General features: G+C 72.3%; 22 protein-coding genes, 2 pseudogenes and 1 riboswitch. Of the genes and pseudogenes, 10 read left to right on the top strand and 14 right to left on the bottom strand.

All coding sequences use genetic code 11. From position 1 onward, the window contains the following. Positions 1-73 precede the first annotated feature (73 nt). Positions 74-610 carry a hypothetical protein gene (locus IW249_RS06965; RefSeq protein ID WP_196919997.1) on the top strand — a complete coding sequence of 179 codons (537 nt, stop codon included), beginning with the start codon at positions 74-76 and terminating at the stop codon, positions 608-610. Positions 611-620: 10 nt separating this feature from the next. Here the strand turns inward: IW249_RS06965 and IW249_RS06960 are convergent, their stop codons facing one another. Continuing rightward, positions 621-2,021 carry an FAD-binding oxidoreductase gene (locus IW249_RS06960; RefSeq protein ID WP_196919996.1) on the bottom strand — a complete coding sequence of 467 codons (1,401 nt, stop codon included), beginning with the start codon at positions 2,019-2,021 and terminating at the stop codon, positions 621-623. A gap of 68 nt (positions 2,022-2,089) precedes the next feature. Between IW249_RS06960 and IW249_RS06955 the strand changes: the two genes are divergently transcribed. After that, positions 2,090-2,374: a DUF4031 domain-containing protein gene (locus IW249_RS06955; protein ID WP_196919995.1), complete on the top strand. Its 285-nt coding sequence runs from the start codon at positions 2,090-2,092 to the stop codon at positions 2,372-2,374. Here IW249_RS06955 and IW249_RS06950 read toward each other — a convergent pair. Further along, positions 2,346-3,002, bottom strand: a complete 657-nt coding sequence (locus tag IW249_RS06950) for an HD domain-containing protein (RefSeq protein ID WP_196919994.1) — start codon at positions 3,000-3,002, stop codon at positions 2,346-2,348. The genes IW249_RS06955 and IW249_RS06950 overlap by 29 nt on opposite strands. A 106-nt stretch (positions 3,003-3,108) precedes the next feature. Here IW249_RS06950 and IW249_RS06945 point away from each other — a divergent pair, with 106 nt between their 5' ends. Then, on the top strand, positions 3,109-4,344 hold the full coding sequence (locus tag IW249_RS06945) for an FUSC family protein (RefSeq protein ID WP_196919993.1): 1,236 nt from the start codon (positions 3,109-3,111) through the stop codon (positions 4,342-4,344). 20 nt (positions 4,345-4,364) lie between these two features. On the opposite strand, the gene IW249_RS06940 is transcribed toward IW249_RS06945, so the two are convergent. Next, positions 4,365-5,633 carry an aminotransferase class V-fold PLP-dependent enzyme gene (locus IW249_RS06940; protein ID WP_372432938.1) on the bottom strand — a complete coding sequence of 423 codons (1,269 nt, stop codon included), beginning with the start codon at positions 5,631-5,633 and terminating at the stop codon, positions 4,365-4,367. 46 nt (positions 5,634-5,679) lie between these two features. Then, positions 5,680-5,800, bottom strand: a riboswitch (SAM riboswitch). Positions 5,801-5,823: 23 nt separating this feature from the next. On the opposite strand from IW249_RS06940, the gene IW249_RS06935 reads away from it, so the two are divergent. Next, positions 5,824-7,314, top strand: a complete 1,491-nt coding sequence (locus IW249_RS06935; protein ID WP_196919992.1) for a PrsW family intramembrane metalloprotease — start codon at positions 5,824-5,826, stop codon at positions 7,312-7,314. A gap of 27 nt (positions 7,315-7,341) precedes the next feature. Here IW249_RS06935 and IW249_RS06930 read toward each other — a convergent pair whose 3' ends face one another. Both IW249_RS06930 and IW249_RS06925 read right to left on the bottom strand, forming a co-directional pair. Further along, on the bottom strand, positions 7,342-7,509 hold the full coding sequence (locus tag IW249_RS06930) for a hypothetical protein (protein ID WP_167362445.1): 168 nt from the start codon (positions 7,507-7,509) through the stop codon (positions 7,342-7,344). Between the two features lie 93 nt (positions 7,510-7,602). Continuing rightward, positions 7,603-7,941 carry a GroES family chaperonin gene (locus tag IW249_RS06925; protein WP_030327790.1) on the bottom strand — a complete coding sequence of 113 codons (339 nt, stop codon included), beginning with the start codon at positions 7,939-7,941 and terminating at the stop codon, positions 7,603-7,605. 159 nt (positions 7,942-8,100) lie between these two features. Between IW249_RS06925 and IW249_RS06920 the strand changes: the two genes are divergently transcribed. Beyond that, a complete protein-coding gene (locus IW249_RS06920) occupies positions 8,101-9,411 on the top strand; it encodes an AI-2E family transporter (protein ID WP_372432937.1) in 1,311 nt (436 codons plus the stop codon). Positions 9,412-9,424: 13 nt separating this feature from the next. Here IW249_RS06920 and IW249_RS35170 read toward each other — a convergent pair. Both IW249_RS35170 and IW249_RS35165 read right to left on the bottom strand, forming a co-directional pair. Continuing rightward, positions 9,425-10,120: pseudogene (locus IW249_RS35170) on the bottom strand (ATP-dependent DNA helicase); the annotation flags it as partial. A 111-nt stretch (positions 10,121-10,231) separates the two neighbouring features. Beyond that, a pseudogene (locus tag IW249_RS35165) lies at positions 10,232-11,629 on the bottom strand (ATP-dependent DNA helicase); the annotation flags it as partial. Between the two features lie 102 nt (positions 11,630-11,731). Between IW249_RS35165 and IW249_RS06910 the strand changes: the two are divergent. Further along, complete coding sequence (locus tag IW249_RS06910; RefSeq protein ID WP_196919989.1) at positions 11,732-12,238, top strand: DUF402 domain-containing protein; 507 nt, start codon at positions 11,732-11,734, stop codon at positions 12,236-12,238. A 22-nt stretch (positions 12,239-12,260) separates the two neighbouring features. Here IW249_RS06910 and sigJ read toward each other — a convergent pair whose 3' ends face one another. After that, positions 12,261-13,226 (bottom strand): RNA polymerase sigma factor SigJ, encoded by a 966-nt coding sequence (sigJ, locus tag IW249_RS06905; RefSeq protein ID WP_196919988.1) that lies wholly within the window; start codon positions 13,224-13,226, stop codon positions 12,261-12,263. Between the two features lie 190 nt (positions 13,227-13,416). Between sigJ and IW249_RS06900 the strand changes: the two genes are divergently transcribed. From IW249_RS06900 to IW249_RS06890, 3 genes are all read left to right on the top strand, one after another. Further along, a complete protein-coding gene (locus tag IW249_RS06900) occupies positions 13,417-14,358 on the top strand; it encodes a PPK2 family polyphosphate kinase (protein WP_196919987.1) in 942 nt (313 codons plus the stop codon). 127 nt (positions 14,359-14,485) lie between these two features. Further along, positions 14,486-15,112, top strand: coding sequence for a DUF47 domain-containing protein (locus IW249_RS06895; RefSeq protein ID WP_053655020.1), 627 nt, complete (start codon positions 14,486-14,488; stop codon positions 15,110-15,112). 10 nt (positions 15,113-15,122) lie between these two features. Then, positions 15,123-16,130 (top strand): inorganic phosphate transporter, encoded by a 1,008-nt coding sequence (locus tag IW249_RS06890; RefSeq protein ID WP_196924668.1) that lies wholly within the window; start codon positions 15,123-15,125, stop codon positions 16,128-16,130. A gap of 58 nt (positions 16,131-16,188) precedes the next feature. On the opposite strand, the gene IW249_RS06885 is transcribed toward IW249_RS06890, so the two are convergent. Beyond that, on the bottom strand, positions 16,189-17,157 hold the full coding sequence (locus IW249_RS06885) for a Gfo/Idh/MocA family protein (protein ID WP_196919986.1): 969 nt from the start codon (positions 17,155-17,157) through the stop codon (positions 16,189-16,191). Positions 17,158-17,449: 292 nt separating this feature from the next. On the opposite strand from IW249_RS06885, the gene IW249_RS06880 reads away from it, so the two are divergent. Beyond that, on the top strand, positions 17,450-18,283 hold the full coding sequence (locus tag IW249_RS06880; RefSeq protein ID WP_196919985.1) for an NUDIX hydrolase: 834 nt from the start codon (positions 17,450-17,452) through the stop codon (positions 18,281-18,283). Positions 18,284-18,358: 75 nt separating this feature from the next. On the opposite strand, the gene pstB is transcribed toward IW249_RS06880, so the two are convergent. From pstB to mshD, 5 genes are all read right to left on the bottom strand, one after another. Further along, positions 18,359-19,135, bottom strand: coding sequence for a phosphate ABC transporter ATP-binding protein PstB (gene pstB, locus IW249_RS06875; RefSeq protein ID WP_196924667.1), 777 nt, complete (start codon positions 19,133-19,135; stop codon positions 18,359-18,361). Between the two features lie 17 nt (positions 19,136-19,152). Further along, entirely contained in the window at positions 19,153-20,241 is a 1,089-nt protein-coding gene (pstA, locus tag IW249_RS06870; protein ID WP_196919984.1) for a phosphate ABC transporter permease PstA, read from the bottom strand. Next, positions 20,238-21,329, bottom strand: coding sequence for a phosphate ABC transporter permease subunit PstC (pstC, locus tag IW249_RS06865; RefSeq protein ID WP_196919983.1), 1,092 nt, complete (start codon positions 21,327-21,329; stop codon positions 20,238-20,240). The genes pstA and pstC overlap by 4 nt, the downstream gene beginning before the upstream one ends. 34 nt (positions 21,330-21,363) lie before the next feature. Then, positions 21,364-22,470, bottom strand: a complete 1,107-nt coding sequence (pstS, locus tag IW249_RS06860; protein WP_196919982.1) for a phosphate ABC transporter substrate-binding protein PstS — start codon at positions 22,468-22,470, stop codon at positions 21,364-21,366. Positions 22,471-22,761: 291 nt separating this feature from the next. After that, the gene (mshD, locus tag IW249_RS06855) at positions 22,762-23,688 is read right to left on the bottom strand and encodes a mycothiol synthase (protein ID WP_196919981.1); all 927 of its coding nucleotides are present in this window, start codon (positions 23,686-23,688) and stop codon (positions 22,762-22,764) included. Positions 23,689-23,701: the final 13 nt, after the last annotated feature.

Genomic DNA, 23,701 nt, shown 5'->3' with positions numbered 1-23,701 from the left:
CCGATGGGTAACCATCGATACCGGCCCGGATGGTGGTTTCGAACGCTACCTACGGTGGGGTAGGTTTCCGCGCGTGCTACCCCGCGCGCGCCCTCGTCTGCTCGTAACTCTGCTCGCCGTCGCGCTCGTCGGCGCCCTGACCGGGTGCTCACTCCTCGACCGGGACAAGCCGAGCACCCCTGCGGCGCAACCGACAGCCGGCACCGCTGGTGGCGGATCCCAGCCGGAGATCCCCACCACTGTCGCCGCCGGTCAGGTCAGCCTGCTCCAGCGGCTCGGCGAGGACGGGCCGATGCGCACCCTGAGCGTCGAGCGGAACGGCGCGTGGCAGTGCGTCGACTGCGCCGGCGACGGCGTGACCTCCCGGGGCACCCTCGCCCCGGAGCTGACCGAACGGCTCCAGGTGCTGCTCGCCAACCCGGGGCTGGCCGACGAGACCGATCAGGCCCGGCGGTACCGGACCACCTGCATCGACGCGCTGACGTCCAGCCTCATCACCTCGACCGGGCTGATCACCTCGCAGGACTGCCCGGGTGAGGAACTCACCCCCGTCGCCGGGGAGATCCTGCTGCTGCTCACCCAGGCCACCCCGGCCGAGGTCAAGGGCTGACCCCAGCCGGTCAGAGCACCTTGCCCGGGTTGAGTAGGCCAGCCGGGTCGAGCGCCGACTTGATCGCCTGATGCACCCGGACGCCGACCGGCCCGATCTCCCGGGCCAACCAGTCCCGCTTGAGCAGCCCCACCCCGTGCTCGCCGGTGCAGGTGCCGCCCAGGTCCAGGCCGAGCCGCATGATCTCGTCGAACGCCCGCCGGCCCCGCTCCACGCTCGCCGGATCGGCCCGGTCGACCACGATGTTCGGGTGCATGTTGCCGTCCCCGGCGTGCCCCACCACGCCGATCGGCACGTCGCACTCGGCAGCGATCCGGGCCACCCCGTCCAGGAGCGCGGCGAGTGCGCCGCGCGGCACCGCCACATCGTCGATCACCAGGCCGCCGTTGCCGCCCGGGTAGGAGTCCGCCGCGAACTTCTCCATGGCAGGGTGGGCCAGCCGGCGAGCCTGGAGCAGCGCCGCCGCCTCCACCGCGTCGGTGGCCGCGTAGACCTCGTCGGCGCCGACGGCCTCGCACACCTCGGCCAGCACCGCCAGGTCGTCGGCCGCCCGGGCACCGGTGTCGGCGGCGGCCAGCAACAGGGCCTGCGCGTCGGTCCGCAACCCCATCGGCTGGTACGCCTCGATCGCCCGCAGGTGGGTCTGGTCAAGCAACTCCAGCAGGCTGGGGGTGAGCCCGCGAGCCGCGATCTCGGCCACCGCCGCGCCGGCAGTGGCGGTGGATCCGAAGACTGCCACCAGGGTCAGCGACTCGGCCGGAGCGGGCCGCAGCGCCACTGTCACCTCGGTGATCACGCCGAGGGTGCCCTCCGAGCCGACGAACAGCCGGGTCAGGTCGTAACCGGCCACCCCCTTTGCCGTACGCCGGCCGGTGCGCAGCACCTCGCCGGAGGCGAGCACCACCTCCAGGCCGAGCACGTACTCGGTGGTCACGCCGTATTTCACGCAGCACATGCCGCCGGCGTTGGTGGCCACGTTGCCGCCGATGGTGGACGACTCCCAGGAGCCCGGGTCCGGCGGGTACCAGAGGCCCTGTTCGGCCACCGCCCCGGCCAGCGCCGCGTTGACCACCCCCGGTTGGACCACGGCGATCCGGCTCACCGGGTCGATCTCCCGGATCTCGGTCATCGCGACGGTGCTGAGTACCACAGCGCCGTCCACAGCGTTCGCCGCGCCGGCCAGACCGGTCCGCGCGCCCTGCGGCACCACCGGTACGCCGTACCGCGCCGCCGCCTGGACCACGGCGACCACCTGCCCGGTGTCGCGCGGGCGGGTCACCACCAGCGGGACGCCGGCGGCGCACAGGTCGGCCTCGTCCCGCTGGTGCATGCGCAGCAGGTCCGGGTCGGTGAGCACGGCGTCGTCACCGAGCGCGGCGCGCAGGTCGTCGAGGAGCGCGGTGGGGGCCATGCAGCCGAGGCTAGGTCGCCGACCGGCGATCATCAACATGATCGACTGCGCGGGATAACTTGGGCACCATGCTCTACCTGGACCGGCCGGCCTGGCCGTGGCGCGGTCGGCTCTGGTCGCACCTGATCAGTGACGTCTCGTACGCCGAGCTGCACGCCTTCGCCGAGACGCTCGGCGCGCCCCGGCGCGGCTTCGACAGGGACCACTACGACATTCCGGCCGACAGGTTCGCGGCGGCGGTGTGGCTCGGCGCCCAGGTGGTGCCGAGCCGGGAACTGGTCCGGTTGCTCCGCGCCGCCGGCCTGCGCCGACCGAAGCACCTGGTCAGCCCGCGTTCTCCGGCTCCCCGGTGAGAGCGGCCAGCTCGCGGCGCACATTGTCCCGGGCGGGCTCTTCCCACCGGCTCGCCAGCGGTGGCGACCGGAACAGCGCGGGCAGCGACAGCAGGCCGGTCAACACGGCGGCCCGCCCAGCCCGGAAGGCCGGCTCCGGCACGTGGGCGTACTCCCGGCGGATCGCCGCCGCGTACCGCTCGTAGCGGGCCGGCGGCGCGGCCAGCACGGCCAGGTCCGCGTCGCAGAGCAGCGCGCCGTCCCGGTCGCCCGGTGCCACAGTGTGCCCGGCGGTGAGCAGGACCAGCCGACGCACCTCGGCCACCATGGGCGCCGGCACCCCGAGCCCGGTGAGCATGCTCTCGGCCAGTGCCGCGCTGTCCCGTTCGTTGGCGTCGCCCGCCGCCCGGGGGTCGTAGACCGCGTCGTGGAACCAGGCCGCCAGCCGCACCAGGTCGGCATGAGCGGCCAGGTCGGTGTGCTGGTCCACCACGTCGAGCACCGCCGTCAGGTGGGCCAGCGTGTGATAGTGCCGGTGCGGCTCCCGCCACCTGACGATCAACTGCTCGCCGGCCCGGGTGGTATCCGGATCGGGGCTTGCGCCGGCGCCCCGGGCCGCCGCCCGCCACCGGTCCAACAGATCAGCCACCGCCCGAGTCTGCCGCATCCGCCCGCGACGCGCGGGAAGGGAGGATTCAGCGGGGCCACCACGGGTAGTCGCGCCCATGGCCGTGGCCCGGGACAAGCGACAGCCGATGGTGCGACGTACCGCGCTGCGCCAAGGACTGGTGGACATCGACGGCGCGCGGATCGCCGAGGCCACCGAACAGCTGCGGCACCGCGGTCGCGCCACCCTGCACGACCGGCTGCACCGGGTACGGATGGCCGGCGGACTCGCTGTGCAGGCCGGGCTGGCTGCCGGGCTGGCGTACCTGATCTCGCACAAGCTGCTCGGCAACCCGCAACCGGTCTTCGCGCCGATCTCCGCGGTCGGCACGCTGGCCGCGTCTGTCGGCCAGCGGTTCCGCCGGACCATCGAGTTGATCGTCGGGGTGGGAGTCGGGGTGGCCGTCGGCGACCTCCTGATCTACCTGCTCGGCACCGGGGCGTGGCAGCTCGGCCTGGTGGTCACCGTGGCGATCCTGCTCACCATCTTCGCCGGGGCGAGCGTGGCCATCGTCATCCAGGCGGCGGCCACGGCGGTGCTGATCGTGACGCTGAGCCCGTCGACCCAGAACCTGGAGATCCCCCGCTTCGTCGACGCGTTCCTCGGCGGTGGGATCGCGCTGCTGGTCACGGCGGTGTTGCTGCCACTGAACCCACTGCGAGTGATCAACCGGGCCGCCCGACCCGCCCTGGACCTGCTCGCCGCCCAACTCGACGCCACAGCGGACGGGCTGCGTAACCGGAACCGCGCCACCATCCAGGCCGCCCTGGAGAGGCTGCGCAACAACAAGGAGGAACTGGCCACGCTGGGCGAGGCCATCGAGGGGGCGAAGGAGACCGCCACCCTCTCCCCGGCCCGCTGGCACCGCCGCGACGAACTGACCCACTACGCGGAGGCGGCCGACCCGATCGACCGGGCGATGCGCAACAGCGGCACGCTGATCCGCCGGTCCGTCACGTTGATCGAGGACGAGGAACCGGTGCCCGATCCGATGCCGGACGCGGTCGGCCACCTCGCCGAGTCGGTCCGGCTGCTCAAGCACGAGTTCGCGTCCGGTGAGGAGCCGGAGAAGGCCCGGGAACGGTCGCTGCGGGCGGTCAGCGAGGCCGGCCGGGCGTACGGCGCCGGGGTCGGTTTCTCCGGCAGTGTGGTGGTCGCCCAGATCCGCACCACAGCGAGCGACCTGCTGGTCGCCTCCGGGATCGAGCAGGAGGAGGCGAACCGGTGGATCCGCACCGCCTTCGGCGAGCAGGAGCGCCCGGTCGGTGAGCCCGCCGAGCACGACGAGGCACCGAAGCCACCCACCGCCCCGCCGGTCGGCTGAGCGCGGGCCACCCCCGGGCCTCAGCCCAGCTCGGCCAACGCCGCGAGCAGCCGGTCCACCTGGGCCGCCGTGCTGCCCAGCCCGATGCTGGCACGCAGCGCGGTGGGCGGCAGGTCCCGCCGACCGGTACGCCCTGCCGCCTCGCTGAGCAGACGCCGGGCCAGCGGGTGGGCACAGAACAACCCGTCCCGTACGCCGATGTGGTGCTCGGCGGCCAGCCGGGTGGCCACCTCGGTGGAGTCCCAGCCGGCGACCACGAACGAGACGATGCCGACCCGGGGCGCGTCCGGGCCGAAGGTGCGCAGCTCGACGACGTGCGGCAGGGCGGCCAGGCCGGTGCGCAGCCGGGCCAGCAGGGCCTGCTCGTGGGCAGCCAGCGCGACCTGGTCCGCCTCGTCGAGCGCCGCGCACACCGCCGCCAGCGCAACAGCGCCGAGCAGGTTCGGGGTGCCGCCCTCGTGTCGGGCCGGGCCGGTCGCCCAGGTCACGTCGTGGGTGGCCGGCCCGACGTGGCTGGTGGCCCCACCACCGGCCAGGTACGGCGGCGCGGCGTCCAGCCAGTCCGCTCGGCCGATCAGCACTCCTGCGCCGAACGGCGCGTACAGCTTGTGGCCGGACACCGCCACATAGTCGACGTCGAGCGCGAGCAGGTCGACCGGGGCGTGCGGGGCGAGCTGCGCGGCGTCGAGCACGATCCGGGCGCCGTGCCGGTGGGCCACCCGCGCCAGTTCGGCGACCGGCCACCGCTCGCCAGTCACGTTGCTCGCACCGGTCACCGCGACCAGCACCGGCAACGCCGGGCTGCTGCCCCGGCGCAGCTCGGTGAGGGCGGCGGCGAGGTCGCGTACCGCCCCGTCGGGGTCGCTGGGCACCGGCAGCCGCACCGACCCGCGCGGCCAGGGCAGCAGGTTGGCATGGTGTTCGCCGGCAAACGTGACCACCGTGGTGCCGGCTGGCACGGCCCGCGCCAGCAGGTTGAGCGCGTCAGTCGTGTTGCGGGTGAAGATCACATGATCGTCGGCGCGAGCGCCGAAGAAGTCGCCGATCGTCTGCCGGGCCTGCTCGTACGCGAGGGTGCAGCGCCGCGACAGCGCTCCCGCCCCGCGATGCACGCTGGCGTACCAGGGCAGCAGTTCGGCCACCGCGTCGGCGGCGGCCCGCGCGCACGGTGCGCTGGCCGCGTAGTCCAGGTTGATCTCGCCGGGCACGCCGAGGACGTCGAGCGGCGCGGACGGCGCCGACGGCACGGCGGGCAGGGTGGGCAGCGAGGGGATGAGAGTGACGGACACGCCGGAACCTCCGGGGTCAGGGACCCCGGGTGCGGCATCGGGACGGGGTCCGCGCTTGCCCAGCACACCGATCGGGCTGGGCCCGGTCATCACCCGGGGCACCCCACCGCGAACTCGACGAGGGTTGCCGGCCAGCAAGCCGGGGCTTGACGCTGGCGCTCGTGACCTGCCGGCAGCATAGCGGCTACCGATGCGGCCGAACCAGTCGGCGGCGGATGGCTACGCTGACCGCATGGCCGACACCCCGCCCGGTTCACCTCTGCCGCCGTCGCCCGCCGCCCCGCCCGCGCCCGCCGCTCCGCCGGAGGGTGAGGCGCCCCGGATGCCGCTGCGCCGACTGGGCTGGCGGCGGTTCCTGGCGCTGGCCGGGGTGGTGCTGCTCATCGCGGCGTGCGCGGTGTTCATGGTCTTCACGCTCGGCCAGTCGCTCGGTGCGCAGGCCCTGCTGATCGGGGTGGTCGCGGCCATCCTGCCGGTGCCGGTGCTGGTCGCCTGCTTCCTCTGGCTGGACCGGTACGAACCGGAGCCGCTGAAGTACCTGATCTTCTGCTTCGCCTGGGGTGCGTTCGTCTCCACCGCCGCCTCGCTCACTGTGAACGACTTCGCGGCCAACCGTTTCGCCGACTGGGGCCTGCCGTCCGCGCTCACCGGGGTGCTGGTGGCGCCGTTCATCGAAGAGCTGACCAAGGCGCTGGGTCCGATCCTGCTGCTGGTGTTCCGCCGCCGCGAGTGGTCCGGGATCACCGACGGCCTGGTCTACTGCGGGCTCGCCGCGGTCGGCTTCGCGATGGTGGAGAACATCCTCTACCTGGGCGGGTTGGGGTACGCCTCCGGGGCCGACCGCTACGGCCCGGCCACCGGCATCCAGCAGGTCATCGCGATCTTCATCCTTCGGATCCTGCTGTTCGGGTTCGCCCATCCGCTTTTCACCTCGATGACCGGTGTGGGACTGGGCATCGCCTCCCGGACGGCCGACCGGCGCATCCGGGTGCTTGCCCCGATCGGCGGCCTGCTGCTGGCGATGATGCTGCACGGCACGTGGAACCTGCTGCCCACGCTGACCCAGGCCACCGGCGAGGCCATGATCATGCTGTACGGCTTCCTGGGCCTCATGGTCCCGGTCTTCTTCGGCACCGTCGGGTTGGCGCTGTGGCTGCGCGCCTGGGAGGGGCGGCTCACCGAGCGGGTCCTGCCCGACTACGTCCGCGCCGGCTGGCTCAGCCCACCCGAGGTGGCCGCGCTGAGCAGCCTCGGCCGGCGGCACGCCGCCCGCAGTTGGGCACGGCGGGTGGCCGGCGACGCCGGGGTGCGGGCGATGCGGGGTTACCAGTCCGCCGCCACCCGGCTGGCCCTGCTGCGCGACGGGGCGCTGCGCGGCCTGGACCGCAAACCCGCCGACCAGGAGCGAACAGCCCGCGAGGAGCGGGAGCTGCTGGACGCGATCACCGCGTACCGGTCGTTCTTCGTGGGTCGGGACCCGCAGGCCCCGGCGGGGGTCTGGGACGGCAGCCGCTACCACCTGCGCTTCCCGGACGGCACTCAGCGCCCGGTGGACGCGCCGGACGAGCCGGTGGTGCCGATCCCGGTGGTGCTGGCTCCCGCTCCGGTTCCGGTGGGTTACGCCCCACCCGGCTGGCCCGGCCCGCGATCGGCGCCGCCCTGGCCGCCGACGCACCCCTGACGCTGACGGGCAGGTCGGCGGAGCGGCTCAGGCCAGTAGCGAGGTGAGGAAGTCACCGAGGCCCTGGAACATCGCGATCAGCGCGGCCCCGATCCCTCGGAACATCTGCGCGGCGCCGTCCGGCCGAAAGGCCATGAAGTAGATCAGGAACGCGACACTGCCCCAGGTCAACAGCTTCTTCACGAATACCGGCATCGTCCCTCCCCAGGGCCACGGTCGCCGGATGGCTTCCCGTCGTACGGCTGGGCAAACGGTGCGCGACGGGGCCTGGTGGCCGGGGGAGGTGCGTCAGAGGTAGAGGCCGGTCGAGTCGTTCTCGATCCGCTCGGCGGCCACGGCGTGCACGTCCCGCTCCCGCAGCAGCACGTAACCGCGGCCGTGCAGCTCGACCTCGGAGCGGTCGTCCGGGTCGAAGAGCACCCGGTCGCCGGAGACGATGGCGCGGACGTTCGGCCCGACCCCGACCGCTGTGGCCCAGGCGAGGCGCTTGCCGACCGCGGCGGTCGCCGGAATGACGATGCCGGCGGTGGAGCGGCGTTCGCCCTCGCTGCCCTCCATCCGCACCAGCACGCGGTCGTGCAGCAGGCGGATCGGCAGGCCGGCGTCGAGATCGTTGTCGGCGGTCACGCCGCAGACGCTACCGTGTGGCCGACGGCGGCCTGCCGGTGGTTACGCCGGAGATGGTCGGGGCATTGTGTGGCGGAACCGCCCTACGGTGTCAGGAACGGACGTATGCTGTCCGACCTGTCGCCGTCGGCGGGCCGGGTTTTCTGCCAGGAGGTGCGCTTGAGCCGCTTCGAGCGGGTACGCGGGCGGCTTCGCCGCGCCTACCAGTCACGACAGGAGTCGCCGCGCGCCGACGAGGGTGCAACGAACGACGCGCTGGACGAGGCGTCGGAGGCGGCCCGGGTGGCGTCGCCGGCCGTGCCGGGGCCGACCGCGCCGCCGACCGCGCAGGTCTACGGCGCGGAACCTCCGGTGGACCTGCACAGCTCCACCTCCAGTCGGGACGACGCCGACGTTCCGCACGGGCTGCGGATCGCCGCCGCGTGGTGTTGGCGACTGATCGTGATCGGCGTGGTGGCCTGGGCCCTGGTGGTGATCGTCAGCACGATCAAGATCGTGATCATTCCGCTGGCCATCGCTCTGCTGCTCTCCGCGCTGCTCGCCCCGGCGGTGGGCTGGCTGCTGCGGGCTCGGCTGCCCCGGTCGCTGGCGACGGCTGTGGTGTTGGTCGGCGGCCTGGCCGCGGTGATCGTCACGCTGACGCTGGTGGTCAACGAGTTCATCCGCGGGGTGCCGGAGCTGAGCGAGAAGTCGTCCCAGGGTGTCCGGCAGATCCAGAACTGGCTGAAGACCGGCCCGCTGCACCTCTCCGACACCCAGCTCGACCGCTACATCGACGAGGCGCAGGCCTGGATCAACTCCAACACCTCCAATCTCACCAGTGGCGCCCTGAGCACCGCCGCGACGCTGGCCGAGGTGCTGACCGGCACGCTGCTGGTGCTCTTCGCGACGTTCTTCTTCCTGCGCGACGGCAATCGGATCTGGCGTTTCCTGGTCCGGCTGCTGCCGGTGGCCGCCCGGTGGAAGGTCGACGACGCGGGTCGCGCCGCCTGGCACACGCTCGGCGCCTACGTCCGGGCGACCGTGCTTGTCGCCTTCATCGACGCGGTCGGCATCGGCATCTTCCTTGTCGTCTTCGACATCCCGTTCGCCTTCCCGCTGGCGGCGCTGGTCTTCCTCGGCGCGTTCATCCCGATCGTCGGTGCGGCGCTCTCCGGCGGCGTGGCAGTCCTGGTGGCCCTCGTCGACAGCGGTCCGGGGATCGCGTTGATCATCCTCGGTGCGGTGATCGGCGTGCAGCAGATCGAGGGGCACGTGCTCCAGCCGCTGATCATGGGACGGGCGGTCGCCCTCCACCCGCTCGCCGTGATCATCGGCATCGCCGCCGGTGTCGTACTCGCCGGGATCACCGGCGCGCTGGTCTCCGTGCCGCTCATCGCGGTGCTGAACACCGCGGTCCGCCGGCTTGCCGCCCGACGGGTCCCGGACACCCCGCCCGACGCCGTCGTGGTCGCCGCCCAAGCCCCCTAGACCCGCCTTCGGGTCAGGACTTGGCCAGGCGCTCCAGGGCGCCCCGAGCAACCTCGGGGCGGGTCGTGTACCAGAACGGGGGCAGCGAGCGGCGCAGGAACGGCCCGTAACCGCGGGCCGTCTCCAGCCGCGAGTCGAGCACCGCGACCACGCCCCGGTCGCCGGTCGCCCGGATCAACCGGCCCACACCCTGAGCCAGTCGCACCGCAGCGATCGGCACGCTGACCGCCGCGAAGCCGGAGCCGCCACCCGCGTCCACGGCCGCCGCGCGGGCAGCCGCCAGCGGTTCGTCCGGGCGGGGGAACGGCAGCCGGTCGATGACGACGAGCTGGCAGGCGTCACCCGGCACATCCACCCCCTGCCAGAGCGACATCACCCCGAACAGGCAACTGGCGCGCTCCTCGCGGAAGCGACGCACCAACAGCGGCAGCGCCTCCTCACCCTGGAGCAACACCGGCAGGTCGGTCCGCGCGCGCACCAGCTCCGCCGCCTGCTGCGCGGCCCGCCGGGAGGAGAAAAGCCCGAGAGTACGACCACCGAGCGCCTCGACCAGCCCGAGCAGTTCCTCTCCGGCAGCCTCGGGCAGCCCGGAGACGCTGGGGCGGGGGAGGTGCGCGGCGACGTACAGGATGCCCTGCCGGGCGTAGTCGAACGGCGAACCGACGTCGAGTGACCGCCACCCGGGGCCCTCGGTGGCCGGTACGACGGCGTTCGTTGTGACGTCGCCGGCGAGGCGACGGCCCGGCATCTCGGCGGCCGGCCGGCCCGGCCCGGTGCGGGCGGCAAGCGCGGCCGCGGCGGGGGTCGGCGGGGCGGGCGGTGGCGCGTCCAGCCCGAGAGCGCGGGCGACAGTGTCGAACCGGCCGCCCAGCGCCAGGGTCGCCGAGGTGGCCACGACGGTGCGTTCGTCGTACAGGTGGGTGGCGAGGGTGCCGGCCACCGAGAGCGGCGCGACCACCAGCGCCCGGCGGCTGCCGCTGTCGTTCTTCTCCACCCAGGCCACGTCGTGGTCGCCCTCCTCCAGCAGCCGCTGCGCGGTGGTGGAGAGCTCGTCCAGGGCGGCCTTGGCCTGCTGCTTGCGGACCGGGTCGGGGTCGTCGGACTTCACGTCGCCGATCGCGTCCAGGGCGGAGCGGGTCGCCGCGTCGAGCAGCGTGCACGCCTCCCGCAGTGGCGTCGGCAACCCCGAGGTGATCCGCCCGGCCGGCGCCTCGGCCAGGCCGACCGCCAGGGCGTCACCGGCGGCGGTGAGCGCCTCGGCGGTCTCCGGGCGCAGCAGCGTACGGGCCCTCCGGGTGGTCCGGTCGATCAGCTCCGGCACCAGCTCCGCCTGGGCCGCGGAGGAGACCCGGTCGGCCAGCTCGTGCGCCTCGTCGACGATGAGCAGCTTGTGCGGCGGCACGATGTGCCGGTCGGCGAGCATGTCGACAGCGAGCAGGCTGTGGTTGGTCACCACGATGTCGGCCTCCCGGGCGCGGGCCCGCGACGCCTCCGCGAAGCACTCCTGCCCGAACGGGCAACGGGTCGCCCCGACGCACTCGCGGGCCGGCATCGACACGAGCCGCCAGGCCTGGTCGTCGACGCCCGGGTCCAGCTCGTCCCGGTCGCCGGTGGCGGTCTTCTCGGCCCAGTCACGCAGCCGCTCGACCTGCTTGCCCAGCCGGCCCGCCTCACCGAGCCACTTCGTCCCGCCGCCGGGGCGCGCCGCGGGGGCGTCGAAGAGGGTGTCCTCCGGCTCCTCCTCGGTGGAGTTGTCCAGTCGGGCGAGGCAGAGGTAGTGGTGGCGGCCCTTGAGCACGGCGAAGGTGGGTCGACGGCCGAGCACCGGCTCGACCGCGTCGGCGAGCCGGGGCAGGTCGTGGTCGACCAGCTGGGACTGCAACGCCAGGGTGGCCGTGGAGACCACCACGGGGCCGTCCACAGTGAGCGCCGGCGCGAGGTAGGCCAGCGACTTGCCGGTGCCGGTGCCCGCCTGCACGAGCAGATGCTCGCCCTCGGCCACGCACTCCTCGATCGCCGTGGTCATCTGCAACTGGCCGGGGCGTTCCGCACCACCGGGCACCGCGCCGACCGCCGCCGCCAGCAGCTCCGTGCCACTGGGCCGGGCACCCCGCCGCCGCCCCTTGGCACGGGCCGACGGGGTGGCGGAACCGGTGGCGGTGCGGGGCGGAGTCACCGTGCGACGGTACCCGGCGCCGCCGACACCGGCCGCGCCCATCCGCCGCGTGGCGCGATGCCGACCGGGCCGGCGTCGCGGCCGACCCCGTCCGGTTACGGCCGCGCTACGACGCGTTGGGCCGTATCGGTTAGGGTGCGAATCATGCCGAGCGACATGGTCCGCGTGATCTACCGCAAGTACGACGGCAGCGCCCACCGCGACTACCCGGCCCGCCGGCTCACCGAGGACGATCTCGGCATCTGGCTCGGCGTGCCCGAGGGCACCGAGTCCGTCTACCACGGCCGGCCCTCGGTGGAGAAGATCCCGTTCGTGCTGCTGGTGCCACATCGCGCCTGGTGGACGGCCATGTTCAACCCCCCGCCCCGCACCAGCGAGGTCTACTGCGACATCACCACCCCGGCCCGCTGGGAGTCCGACGACGTCGTCCACCTGATCGACCTGGACCTGGACGTCGTCCGGCGTCGGGCCACCGGCCTGGTGGAGCTGCTCGACGAGGACGAGTTCGCCGAGCACCGGGCCCGGTTCGGCTACCCGGACGACGTGGTGGCCGAGGCCGAGGCCGCGGCTCAGCGGCTGTTCGGGGCCCTGGGCGACGGCACCGAGCCGTTCGCCACCGCGTACCGCAAATGGTTGGCCCTGGTGGTCTGAGGCCGCGCCCGGTCGCGCCGGCTCACCAGCGTGGTGGCCAGCCGTCGGCGGCGTCCAGCGCCGGCAGGTCGGTCAGCTTCTCCGGGTTGAGCTGGTTGTAGATGGCGGTGATCCGGCCCTGGTCCACGGCGAACGCGGTGACCAGACGGATCGGCCGCCCGTCGCTGTGTGCCGTCTCCAGTTGGAGGCCGAGCGCGCCGTCGACGAGGACGGGCCGAGCCAGCACCCGGTCGGCGTACCGGCCGGTCCGGCCGAACAGGCCGAGCGTGAGGCGGCCCACGGCGTCCGCGCCGAGCACCGGCCGGCGGGCTGCCGGGAAGTGCCCGCCCGAGTCGCCGACGAAGACCACATCCGGAGCGAGCACCTTGAGGAGCTGGTCCAGCTCACCGGACTCGGTGGCGGCGACGAACGCCTTGAGCACCCGGCGCTGCTCGGCCGGGTCGGCGGTGTGCCTTGGCACGTCCGGCGCGCTGACCGCCCGACGGGCCCGGGAGGCGAGCTGCCGGGCGGCCACCTCGGTGGTGCCGAGCACCCCCGCGACCCGGGCGAACGGCAGCGCGAACACGTCGTGCAGCACCAGGGCGACCCGTTGCTCCGGCGCGAGCCGCTCCAGCACCACCAGCAGCGCCGTGCCGACCTGGTCGGTGCGGACCGCCCGCTCCGCCGGGTCGGGCGCGTAGCCGTCGGCCGGCGGTCGGTCGCCCAACTGGCTCACCACCGGCTCCGGCAGCCACTGCCCCGGGTACGCCTCCCGGCGGACCCGGGCCGAGCGGAGCACGTCCAGGCAGATCCGGGCGCAGGCAGTGGTCAGCCACGCGGACAGGTCACGGATCTCGGCGCGGGCCGCCGGGTCGGCCAGCGCCCCGGCGTAGCGCAGCCAGGTCTCCTGCACCGCGTCCTCGGCCTCGCTGCGGCTGCCCAGCATCCGGTGGGCCACCGCGAGCAGTCGGCCCCGCTCGGCCTCGAACTCCGTCGCCAGTTCCCGCACGACCCACCACCCCTTCCGGTCGGCGTCCCCGGCCTACATCCTCCCGCCGAGCGGGCGCGCCGGCAGCCCCGCGACGGCCCGGCGGGCCGAAACCTTCGGCGGACGGAGGTTGGGGGCGCCGGTCGGCGGGCCAGGTCCGGGGGGTGGCGCCCGGCGGGCGGAATGGCGGTGGTTGGGCGATGATCCGTGCATGAGCGAACCCCAGCAAGGGCGGATCGCGGCACCGGACGCCGGCTCCGTGCGGGACCTGCTGCGGGTCACCGCGCCGGTGGATCTCGGCGCGATCGACCCGCGGTCCATGCCCGGCCTGCCAGACGCCGCGGGCCGTGGTGAGCACCGTAAGACCTGGGCCCGGGAGCAGGTGGAACTGGTCGGCGAGGAGCTGGGCCGGCAGCAGGAGATGCTCTTCGCGATGGCGAAGACCGGGTCGGAGCGGCCGGGGCACCGGGTGCTGCTGGTGCTCCAGGCCATGGACTGCGGCGGTAAGGACGGCACGATCAAGCGGGTGGCCGGCGCGATGAACCCGCTGGGCCTGCACATCCGCTCGTTCGGGCCGCCGACCCGCCAGGAGTTGCGGCACGACTTCCTCTGGCGGATCCGCCGGGAGCTGCCGCCGCCGGGGTACGTGGGGATGTTCAACCGTTCGCACTACGAGGACGTGTTGATCGCCCGGGTCGGCTCACTGGTGCCGGAGACCACCTGGCGGGCCCGCTACGACGAGATCAACTCGTTCGAGCGGGAGTTGACTGAGGGCGGCGTCACAGTGATCAAGGTGATGCTGCACATCTCGTACGACGAGCAGGGCAAGCGCCTGCTGGACCGGCTCACCGACCCGCGCAAGCACTGGAAGTACAACCCCTCCGACATCGACTCGCGGGGGCACTGGGACCACTACCAGGCCGCGTACGCCGAGGCCCTGAGCCGGTGCGGCACGGACGCCGCGCCCTGGTTCGTGGTGCCGGCGGACCGCAAGTGGTACCGGGACTGGGCGGTGGCCCACCTGCTGCGTGAGACGTTCGACACGCTCGATCTGGGGTATCCGGCTGCCGATTTCGACGTGGCGCGGGAGCGGAAGCGCCTGTTGGCTGGGGGAGCGGGTGCGGGTGGGGCAGCCGAGATGAACGGCAGGTGAACGAGCGGTGAATGGTGCCTGGCCAGGGGTGGGCCGGCGAATTCCCCGTTCTGCCGTTTCCTAGCATTCACCGAGCGGGCGCTCTCGGGTGCCGCCACCCTTCCACCGACGCGACGAGGTCTGTGCTGTGAAGTTTTCCTTCCGCCCCACCGAGGGCGCCTTCTACGAGCTCTTCACCAGGGCCGCGCAGAACCTGGTCCGGGGTACCGCGCTGCTCAACGAGCTGGCCCTGCCGGGCGTGGACGTGCAGTCGGTCAGCGAGCGGCTGACCGAGGTCGAGCACGACAGCGACCAGATCACCCACGACCTGTACAAGAAGATCAACTCGACCTTCATCACCCCGTTCGACCGGGAGGACATCTACCGGCTCGGCTCGCTGCTGGACGACGTGATGGACCACCTGGAGGCGGTCGGCGACCTGCTCTACCTGTACGGGCTGACCGAGCTTCCGGCGCTGCCCCGCGAGCTGCACGAGATGGTCAACGTGCTCGACCAGCAGGCCAAGCTGACCGCCGACGCGATGCCCCGGCTGAAGTCGATGAAGGACCTCGAGGACTACTGGATCGAGTGCAACCGGCTGGAGAACGAGGGCGACCGGATCAACCGGCAGCTGCTCGTCCGGCTCTTCTCCGGTGAGTACGACGCGTTGACGGTGCTGAAGATGAAGGAGGTCGCCGACGAGCTGGAGGCTGCCTGCGACGCCTTCGAGCACGTGGCCAACACCGTCGAGACCATCGCGGTCAAGGAGTCCTGATCCTGTGACTGTGACACCCGAACTCATCGCCGTGCTGGCGGTGATCGGGGTAGCCCTGGCGTTCGACTACACCAACGGCTTCCACGACGCCGCCAACGCGATCGCGACAAGCGTCTCCACCCGGGCGCTGACCCCTCGGATCGCCCTCGGGCTCGCCGCGGTCGGCAACTTCATCGGCGCCCACTTCGGCGCCGGTGTGGCCAAGACCGTCGGCGACGGCCTGGTCACCCTCCCCACCGGGGTGAGCAGCCTCGGTGTGGTCTTCGCCGGGGTGCTCGGGGCGATCGCCTGGAACCTGATCACCTGGTACTTCGGGCTGCCCTCGTCGTCCTCGCACGCGCTCTTCGGCGGCCTGGTCGGCGCGACCCTGCTGTCCACCGGCGGCATCGTGCAGTGGGTCAACATCGGCGAGAAGGTGCTGTTGCCGATGGTGCTGTCGCCGATCGTCGGCCTCACCCTCGGTTACCTGCTGATGCTGGCCATCCTGTGGCTGTTCCGGAAGGGGCAGCCGGGCAAGCTCAACCGGGGCTTCCGCTGGGCGCAGACCGCCTCGGCGGCCGCCATGTCGGTCGGCCACGGCATGCAGGACGCCGCCAAGACCATGGGCATCGTGGTGCTGGCGCTCTACACCGGTGGTTTCCAGGAGAGCAAGACGCACATCCCGGGCTGGGTGTTCTGGACCTCGGCGACGATGCTGGCCCTCGGCACGTACGCCGGCGGCTGGCGGATCATCCGCACCCTCGGACGCAAGATCATCGACCTGGGGCCGCCGGAGGGCTTCGCCGCCGAGACCGTCGCCAGCGCGGTGCTGTACTTCAACGCCCTGGTGCTGAAGGCACCGATCTCCACCACCCACACCATCACCTCGGCGATCATGGGTGTGGGCGCGACCAAGCGACTCTCCGCGGTTCGCTGGAACGTGGCCGGCAACATCGTGCTCGCCTGGATCATCACGTTCCCGGCCGCCGCGTTGATCGCCTGCGTCACGTACCTGCTGGTCCGGCCGCTCTTCGGCTGAGTCTTTCTAAAAGGGCCCCCGGTCACGGCGAGACCGTGACCGGGGGCCCTTTAGCTGTTCACACGTAGCGCACGCCGATCTGCTCGCGGACCGTGTCCAGCAGGGCCATCACCTCGAGGGTCGTGGCGTGCGGCACCGCCGGGCTCTCGGTCAGGCCGGCGGCCAGGCAGCGCTGCACCTCGATCGCCTCGTACTGGTAGCCGTTGCCGGCCCCGTCGGCGACGATCGTCTCCGGCTCCGCGCCGGCCCGGTGCACTGTCACCGAACCCGGCCGGAAGAACGGCTCCGGCAGGTCGATCCGCCCCGTGGTGCCGGTGATCGAGGCGGTCTGGCCGCTCAACCCGACCATGCCGCAGCTCAGGGTCGCCAGCGCGCCGCTGTCGTAGCCGAACAGCATGCCGGTGTTCTCGTCCGTCCCCTCCGGGCCGAGCTGCGCCCAGGACCGGATGTGCTGCGGCACCCCGAGCAGCAGGTGAGCCAGGCTGATCGGATAGATCCCCAGGTCGAGCAGGGCGCCCCCGCCCAGCGCCGCGTTGCGCATCCGGTGCTCCGGCGGGAACGGCCCGGCCACCCCGAAGTCGGCGCGGACGCCGGTCACCGTGCCGATCGCCCCGTCCGCGATCAACTCGACCACCCGCAGGATCAGCGGGTTCAGCCGCATCCACATGGCCTCCATCAGGAAGACCCCGGCGGCGCGGGCAGTCTCGATCAACTCGGTGCTGGTGGTCAGGTCGAGGGTGAACGGCTTCTCCAACAGCACCGCCCGCCCGGCGGTGAGGCAGGTCATCGCCGCCTCGTAGTGCGCGGAATGCGGGGTCGCCACGTAGATCGCGTCCACCTCCGGGTCGGCGGCCAACTCCACCCAGGAACCGTAGGCGCGCTTCGCGCCGTACGTGTCGGCGAAGCGCCGGGCGCTCTCCGCGGCGCGGGAACCGACCGCCACCAACTCGGCGTCCGGCACCAGCCGGAGGTCTTCGGCGAAACGGCTGGCGATGTGGCCGGTGGCCAGGATGCCCCAACGAGTCATGCCGGAACGCTAGCCGAGCCAGGTGAACCCCCCGCTGCCCGGCCGCCGGCCGTCTCATCCGTCGGGGCCCGCCGCGCTCTTGGCCGCCCGCCGTGCTTCTGGCCCCCTGTCGCATCCCGCGGTCGCCCAACCACCCTTACCCACGTCCTTTGCTCTGCTTCAACCGGCGCAACAGTGACCGGGCGTTTTTGTTGCCTCTGTTGAAGCAGAGCAAAGGACGCGTGTGGGGGTCGCGTCTGCTGGCCCGCGTCTGCCGGCCAGCGCCGGCTGGCCGGGGAACTAGGCTCGTGGCATGACGATCGACAGTGCCGGCTTCGTCGCCCCGGCCGCTCTGGTCGAGCACGCCCGCCGGTTCCAGGCCGAGGGCGGCACTCCGGCCACGCCGCGGGTCGCGGCCACCGTGCTGCTGCTGCGTCCGACCGACGCCGACTTCGAGGTGTACGTCATCCGCCGGGTCGCCGCGATGACCTTCGGCGGGATGTACGCCTTCCCGGGCGGCGGGGTGGACCGTTCCGACTCGGAGGCGCACCTGGACTGGGCCGGCCCGACACCGGGCGAGTGGGCGGACCGGCTCGGAGTGGCCCCGCAGGCCGCGCAGGCGGTGGTCTGCGCCGCCGCGCGGGAGGTCTTCGAGGAGGCCGGCGTACTGCTCGCCGGCCCGAACCGGGAGACCGTGGTGGGCGACGTCAGCGGCGACGACTGGGAGGCGGCCCGGCAGGACCTGGAGGGCCGCCGGCTGGGCTTCGCGGCGCTGCTCGCCGACCGTCAGCTCACCCTCCGGTCGGACCTGCTGCTGCCGTGGAGCCGGTGGATCACTCCCGAGTTCGAGCCGCGCCGCTTCGACACGTACTTCTTCATTGCCCTGTTGCCGGCGGGACAACGGACCCGCGACGTCTCCGGCGAGGCCGACCACACCCTGTGGATCCGCCCGGCGGACGCGCTGGCCCGCGCGCAGGCCGGCGAGCTGACCATGCTGCCGCCGACAGTGGTCACGCTGGCCCAGGTGGCGGCGGCCGGCGACCTGGCCGGGGTGGCACGGGCGGCGGCCGACCGGGACGCCGCCAGCCCGGTCACCCCGCGCCTGGACCTGCCCCCGAACGGCGAACCCCGCTTCGTCCTGGGCTGACCGCGTGTCGGCGGCGGACATGGCACCGGCGCCCACGCCGGGAGGGCGGGGCGCCGGTGACCGGACGTGGTCGGCTCAGCCGAAGCGGCCGGTGATGTAGTCCTCGGTCTTTTTCACGCTCGGGTTGCTGAAGATCTTCTGGGTGTTGTCGTACTCGATCAACCGGCCCGGGTCGCCGGTCTTCTCGATGGAGAAGAAGGCGGTCCGGTCCGACACCCGCGCGGCCTGCTGCATGTTGTGCGTCACGATAATGATCGTGAACTTGTCCTTGAGCTGGAACATCAGGTCCTCGATCGCCAGCGTGGAGATCGGGTCCAGGGCGGAGCACGGCTCGTCCATCAGGACGACCTGCGGCTCGACCGCGATGGTCCGGGCGATGCAGAGCCGCTGCTGCTGACCGCCGGAGAGGCCCGCGCCGGGCTTGCCCAGCCGGTCCTTGACCTCGCCCCACAGGTTCGCGGCGCGCAGGGCCTTCTCGGCCGCGTCCTCCAGGATCGACTTCTTGCGGACCCCGTTGAGCTTCAGCCCGGCCACCACGTTCTCGAAGATGCTCATGGTGGGGAACGGGTTCGGCCGCTGGAAGACCATGCCGATGGTGCGCCGGACCGCTGTGACGTCCACGTCCCGGTCGTAGATGTTCTGGTCGTCGATGGTCAGGCTGCCCTCGACCCGGGCCCCCGGCAGCACCTCGTGCATCCGGTTGATCGACCGCAGGAACGTCGACTTGCCGCAACCGGACGGCCCGATGAGGGCGGTGACCGTCTTCGGCTCGACCGTCAGGTTGATGTTCTCGATCGCCTTGAAGCCGCCGTAGTACGCGGTGACGTTCGAGGCGGAGACGCGCTTGGCCATGGTGGTACCTCCGGGGTTCATCGGCTGAGCCTGTTGCGACGGGCCAGCAGCTTCGCCGCGATCGTCAGGATGAGCACGAGGGCGACCAGGGTGAGTGCCGCGGTCCACGCCCGTGCCGGGGCGTACTTCGACGCGTCGCCGGCCTGCTGGTAGACGAAGAGGGACAGCGACGACTGGTTGTTCTCGAAGGGGTTGGTGTTGATCGCGGCGCCACCGCCGGCGACCAGCAGCACCGGCGCGGTCTCGCCGGCCGCGCGGGCGATGGCGAGCATGACGCCGGTGACGATGCCGGGCAGCGCCGTCGGCAGCACCACCCGCAGGATGGTCTTCCACTTGGGTACGCCCAGCGCGTACGCGCCCTCGCGCAGGGGCGCCGGTACGAGGCGGAGCATCTCCTCGGTGGACCGGACGATGGTGGGCAGCATGAGCACGCTCAGCGCGAGCGCGGCGGCGAAGCCGGAGAAGCTGGGCCGGCCGTCGTTGAACCACGGCGACACGATCAGCACCCAGAACGCCAGCACGAAGAGGCCGGAGACGATCGACGGGATGCCGGTCATCACGTCCACGAAGAACCGGATCGCGAAGGCGAACTTGCCCCGCCCGTACTCGACGATGTAGATCGCGCAGAGAACGCCGAGCGGGACGGTGATCAGGGTGGCGATGCCGACCTGCTCCAGCGTGCCGACGATCGCGTGGTACGCGCCGCCGTTGGCGTCCCGGGCCCCGATGTTGTTCATCGAGGTCTGGAAGAAGTTGACGTCCAGCCGGTCGGCACCCTTGCTGACCAGCGTCCAGACCACCGACACGAGCGGCAGCACCGCCAGCACGAAGGCGGAGTGGATCAGTGCGCTCCAGGTGCGGTTGCGGGCCGATCGGCGCCCCTCGACCGCGTTGGCGGCGGCGAAGAGCCCGACCAGGTAGAGGATCGCGCCGAGGACGACCACGAGGACGGGGCCGCCGATGCCGGCGCCGTAGACGATCACGGCGGAGAGCGCCAGGGCCGCCACGGCGATGGCCGGGGCGGCGTACCAGGGCAGCCGCCTGGCCCGCAGCGAGTCGGGCTGGGCCGGCGGCCGGGTGCGGTGGGAGGTGGCGGTTGTGGTCATGCGGCCGACTCCGTGAACTCCCGGCGGCGGTAGATGATCGCCCGCGCCGTGATGTTGACGATCAGCGTGATGGCGAACAGCACCAGGCCGGAGGCGATGAGCGCGCCCCTGCCGGTCTCGTTCGCCTCGCCGAACGCGTTGGCGATGTTGGCGGCGATGGTGTTGCCGCCGTTCTGGATCAGGTTGAACGAGATGCCGAAGGTGATACCGAGGGTCAACGCCAGGGCGATGGTCTCGCCGAGCGCCCGGCCGAGGCCGAGCATCATCGCGGCGATGATGCCGGGGCGGCCGTAGGGGAGCACCGCGGTGCGGAGCATCTCCCAGCGGGTGGCGCCCAGGGCGAGGGCGGCTTCCTCGTTCGCCGTCGGCGTCTGGAGGAACACCTCGCGGGAGAGCGAGGTGATGATCGGCAACACCATGATCGCGAGGACCAGGGCGCCGAGCATGACGGACGCCCCGAACGGGCCGTCGCCGCCGAAGAGCGGGATCCAGCCGAAGTGCTGGTTCAGCCAGACCGAGAAGTCCCGGACGGGGCTGCTGAAGACGTCCCGTCCCCAGAGGCCGAAGACCACGCTCGGTACGGCGGCGAGCAGGTCGACCAGGAAGCCGAGCGCGGTGCCCAGCCGGCGCGGCGCGTAGTGCGAGAGGTAGAGGGCGATGCCCAGTGCCACCGGCACCGCCATGAGCAGTGCCAGCGCCGAGCTGAGCACGGTGCCGAAGGCGAGCGCACCGATGCCGAACTTCGGCTCCGTCTCGTTGGGCGACCAGCCCTCGTAGGACCAGAAGTTCTCGGTGTTGGCGCGTAGGGCCGGCACCGCCTTGACGACCAGGAAGATCGCGATGGCGGCGATGATGACCAGAACGGCGGTGCCGGCGGCCAGGGTGAGACCGCGGAAGGCCCGCTCGGCGCCGAACCTGCGGCTGCGCGGCAGCGCGCCGCCGCCGCCCAGCCCGGTGCCGCCCGGGGAACGGGTGCTGACTGGTGCCTCGGCCACACGCGCCGAGGCACCGGCGGGCCACTCGTGACTCTGGGTCACGCGCGTCCCGCCGGTGCCGGCGTCGGCCGAGCGGTGGGGGGTGTCACCCATCTGCTCGCTCGATTCGATTGCGGAGTGGTGTCGGTCAGGAGATGTTCTTGACTGCGGCCTCGACCTTGGTGCGGACGCTCTCCGGCAGCGGGGCGTAGCCCAGCTCGGTCATGGCAGCCTGGCCCTCGGTGCTGGCGGCGTAGCCCAGGAGACCCTTGACCAGCGGCAGCTTGTCGGCCGCGAGGCCCTTGCTGCAGACGATCTCGTACGTCGCCAGGACGATCGGGTAGGCCCCGGCCTCCTTGGTGTTGTAGTCGATCGACAGCTTGAGGTCGTCGCCCTGGCCCTCGACCTTGGCGCCGGCGATGGTCTTGCCGGCCGCCTCGGCGGTCAGCGCGGCGAACTCACCCGCACCGTTACCGATCTTGGACATCTTCAGGCCGGCGTTCTCGGCGAACGACCACTCCATGTAGCCGATGGAGCCGTCCGCACCCTTGACCCGGCTGGCCACGCCGTCCGAGCCCTTGGCGCCGGTGCCGCCCGGGGCCTTCCACGCCTTGGCCTTGCCGAGGGTCCAGTCGGCCTCAGCGGTCTTGGAGAGGAAGTTGGTGAAGTTGTCGGTGGTGCCCGACTCGTCCGACCGGTGGACGGTCTGGATGGTGGTCGCCGGGAGCGTGGCACCCGGGTTGTCGGCCTTGATCGCCGCGTCGTCCCACTTGGTGACCTTGCCGGCGAAGATCTTCGCCAGGGTGGCCGGCTTGAGCTGGAGGTTGTCCACGCCGCTGACGTTGTAGGCGACGGCCACCGGGCCGATCACCATCGGCAGGTGGATGGCCTTGCCACCGACGCACTTGGCGTCGGCCTGCGGCTGCTCCTCCGGCTTGAGCGCGGAGTCGGAGCCGGCGAAGTCGGCCGTCCCGGCGATGAACGCCTGGATGCCGGCGCCCGAACCGCTGGGCTCGTAGTTGATCGTGACACCCTGGCACTTCTGCTGGTACGCCTTGATCCATTCGGCCATGGCGTTCTTCTGCGCCGACGAGCCCTGGGCGTTCAGCGTGCCGGTAGCGCAGTCGACCGCGGCGGCCGAGCCCGAAGCGCTGGCGCCGGGGGTGGGCTCGTTGTTGTCCGAGCCGCATGCGCTGAGACCGAGCGTCGCAGCAAGGGCGAGGCCGGCAATCGCGCCGTACCGCTGGAGCTTCACCTGAGGGGTTTCCCTTCGCGTCTGACTTGGCGCCCCGATCCCGGGGCCCGAGGACCGGCACTGACCGGCTGACACGAAAGTTAGAAGTGCCAGGTAGCCGGTTCGCCGGTCGCAAGTGAACGCAAGGTGAACACGTACGGCCCTCGAGGTGACCGCTTGCTGAGGGTGAGTTGTCCGTTAAGTGAACCGGGGTACACCTGTCGGAAGTATGGGTATATTTCCGGTTCGTTGTTATGCCGCCGACGCCCGGCCGTTACCAGCCGGTGACCCGGTCGGAGCGACGGCCGACGGTCAGCCCAGGTGGTAGTTGATGTGCGCGGACCAGCGGGCGAAGCCCAACCGCTCGTAGAGCGCGACGGCCCCGGTGTTCGAGTCGTCCACGTAGAGCATCACCCGGTCCAGGCCGCGCTTGTCCCGCAGATGGGCCAGCCCGGCGGTGGTCAGGGCCCGGCCGAGCCCGCCGCCGTGCGCCGTCGGCTCCACCCCCAGGACGTACACCTCGCCGATCCGGGCCGAACCCGGCCGCTCGTGCACCTTGGTCCAGTGGAAACCGAGCAGCCGACCGGTCGCGGTCTCCTCGGCGAGGAGGAAGCCCTCCCTGTCGAACCACGGCTCGGCGAGGCGGACCCGCAGGTCGTCCGACGTCCACCGGCCCTGCTCGGGGTGCTCGGCGAAGGCCCGGGCGTTGAGGGCCAGCCAGGCGGCGTCGTCAACCCCGGGTCGGAACGCACGCAGCGTCACCCCGTCGGGCAGGCGCGGCTCACCCAACGGGGCGGCCAACGGCCGGCGCAACTGCCAGAGCACCCGGGCGCGGGTGAAGCCGAGATCCACGGCGAGCGCGGCGGCCGAGGGGTGGTCGCCGTGTGCCCACGCCCGCAGCGGCCCGGTGGCCGAGGCGAGTACGCCCCGGGCGAGCGCACGTCCGGTGCCCCGTCGCCGGTACCCGGGGTGCACCACCAGCTCGACCCCGATCCCGCCGACCGGGTCGGTGGTGTCCAGGTGCGCGTACCCGGTGAGGGTGCCGTCGTCGGCCCGGGCGATCAGATGCACGGCGGGGGCATCGGGGTCGCGCAGCCGGAGCAGGACGTGTTCGTCGAGCGGGTCGGCGCCGTCCGTGTCACCCGCGACGCTGACGAGGGCCAGTACGTCGGCGATCTCCGCCGACGCCAGTCGGTCGCTCCGGGTCACCTGGTCGCTGGTCGGCTCCGCGCTGCTCATTCCGCCACCGTAT

Origin of the sequence: Micromonospora vinacea, assembly GCF_015751785.1 — a bacterium.
Classification (GTDB): domain Bacteria; phylum Actinomycetota; class Actinomycetes; order Mycobacteriales; family Micromonosporaceae; genus Micromonospora; species Micromonospora vinacea.
Note: the sequence above shows the minus strand (reverse complement) of the source record. Positions and strands in the feature narration are given on the sequence as shown.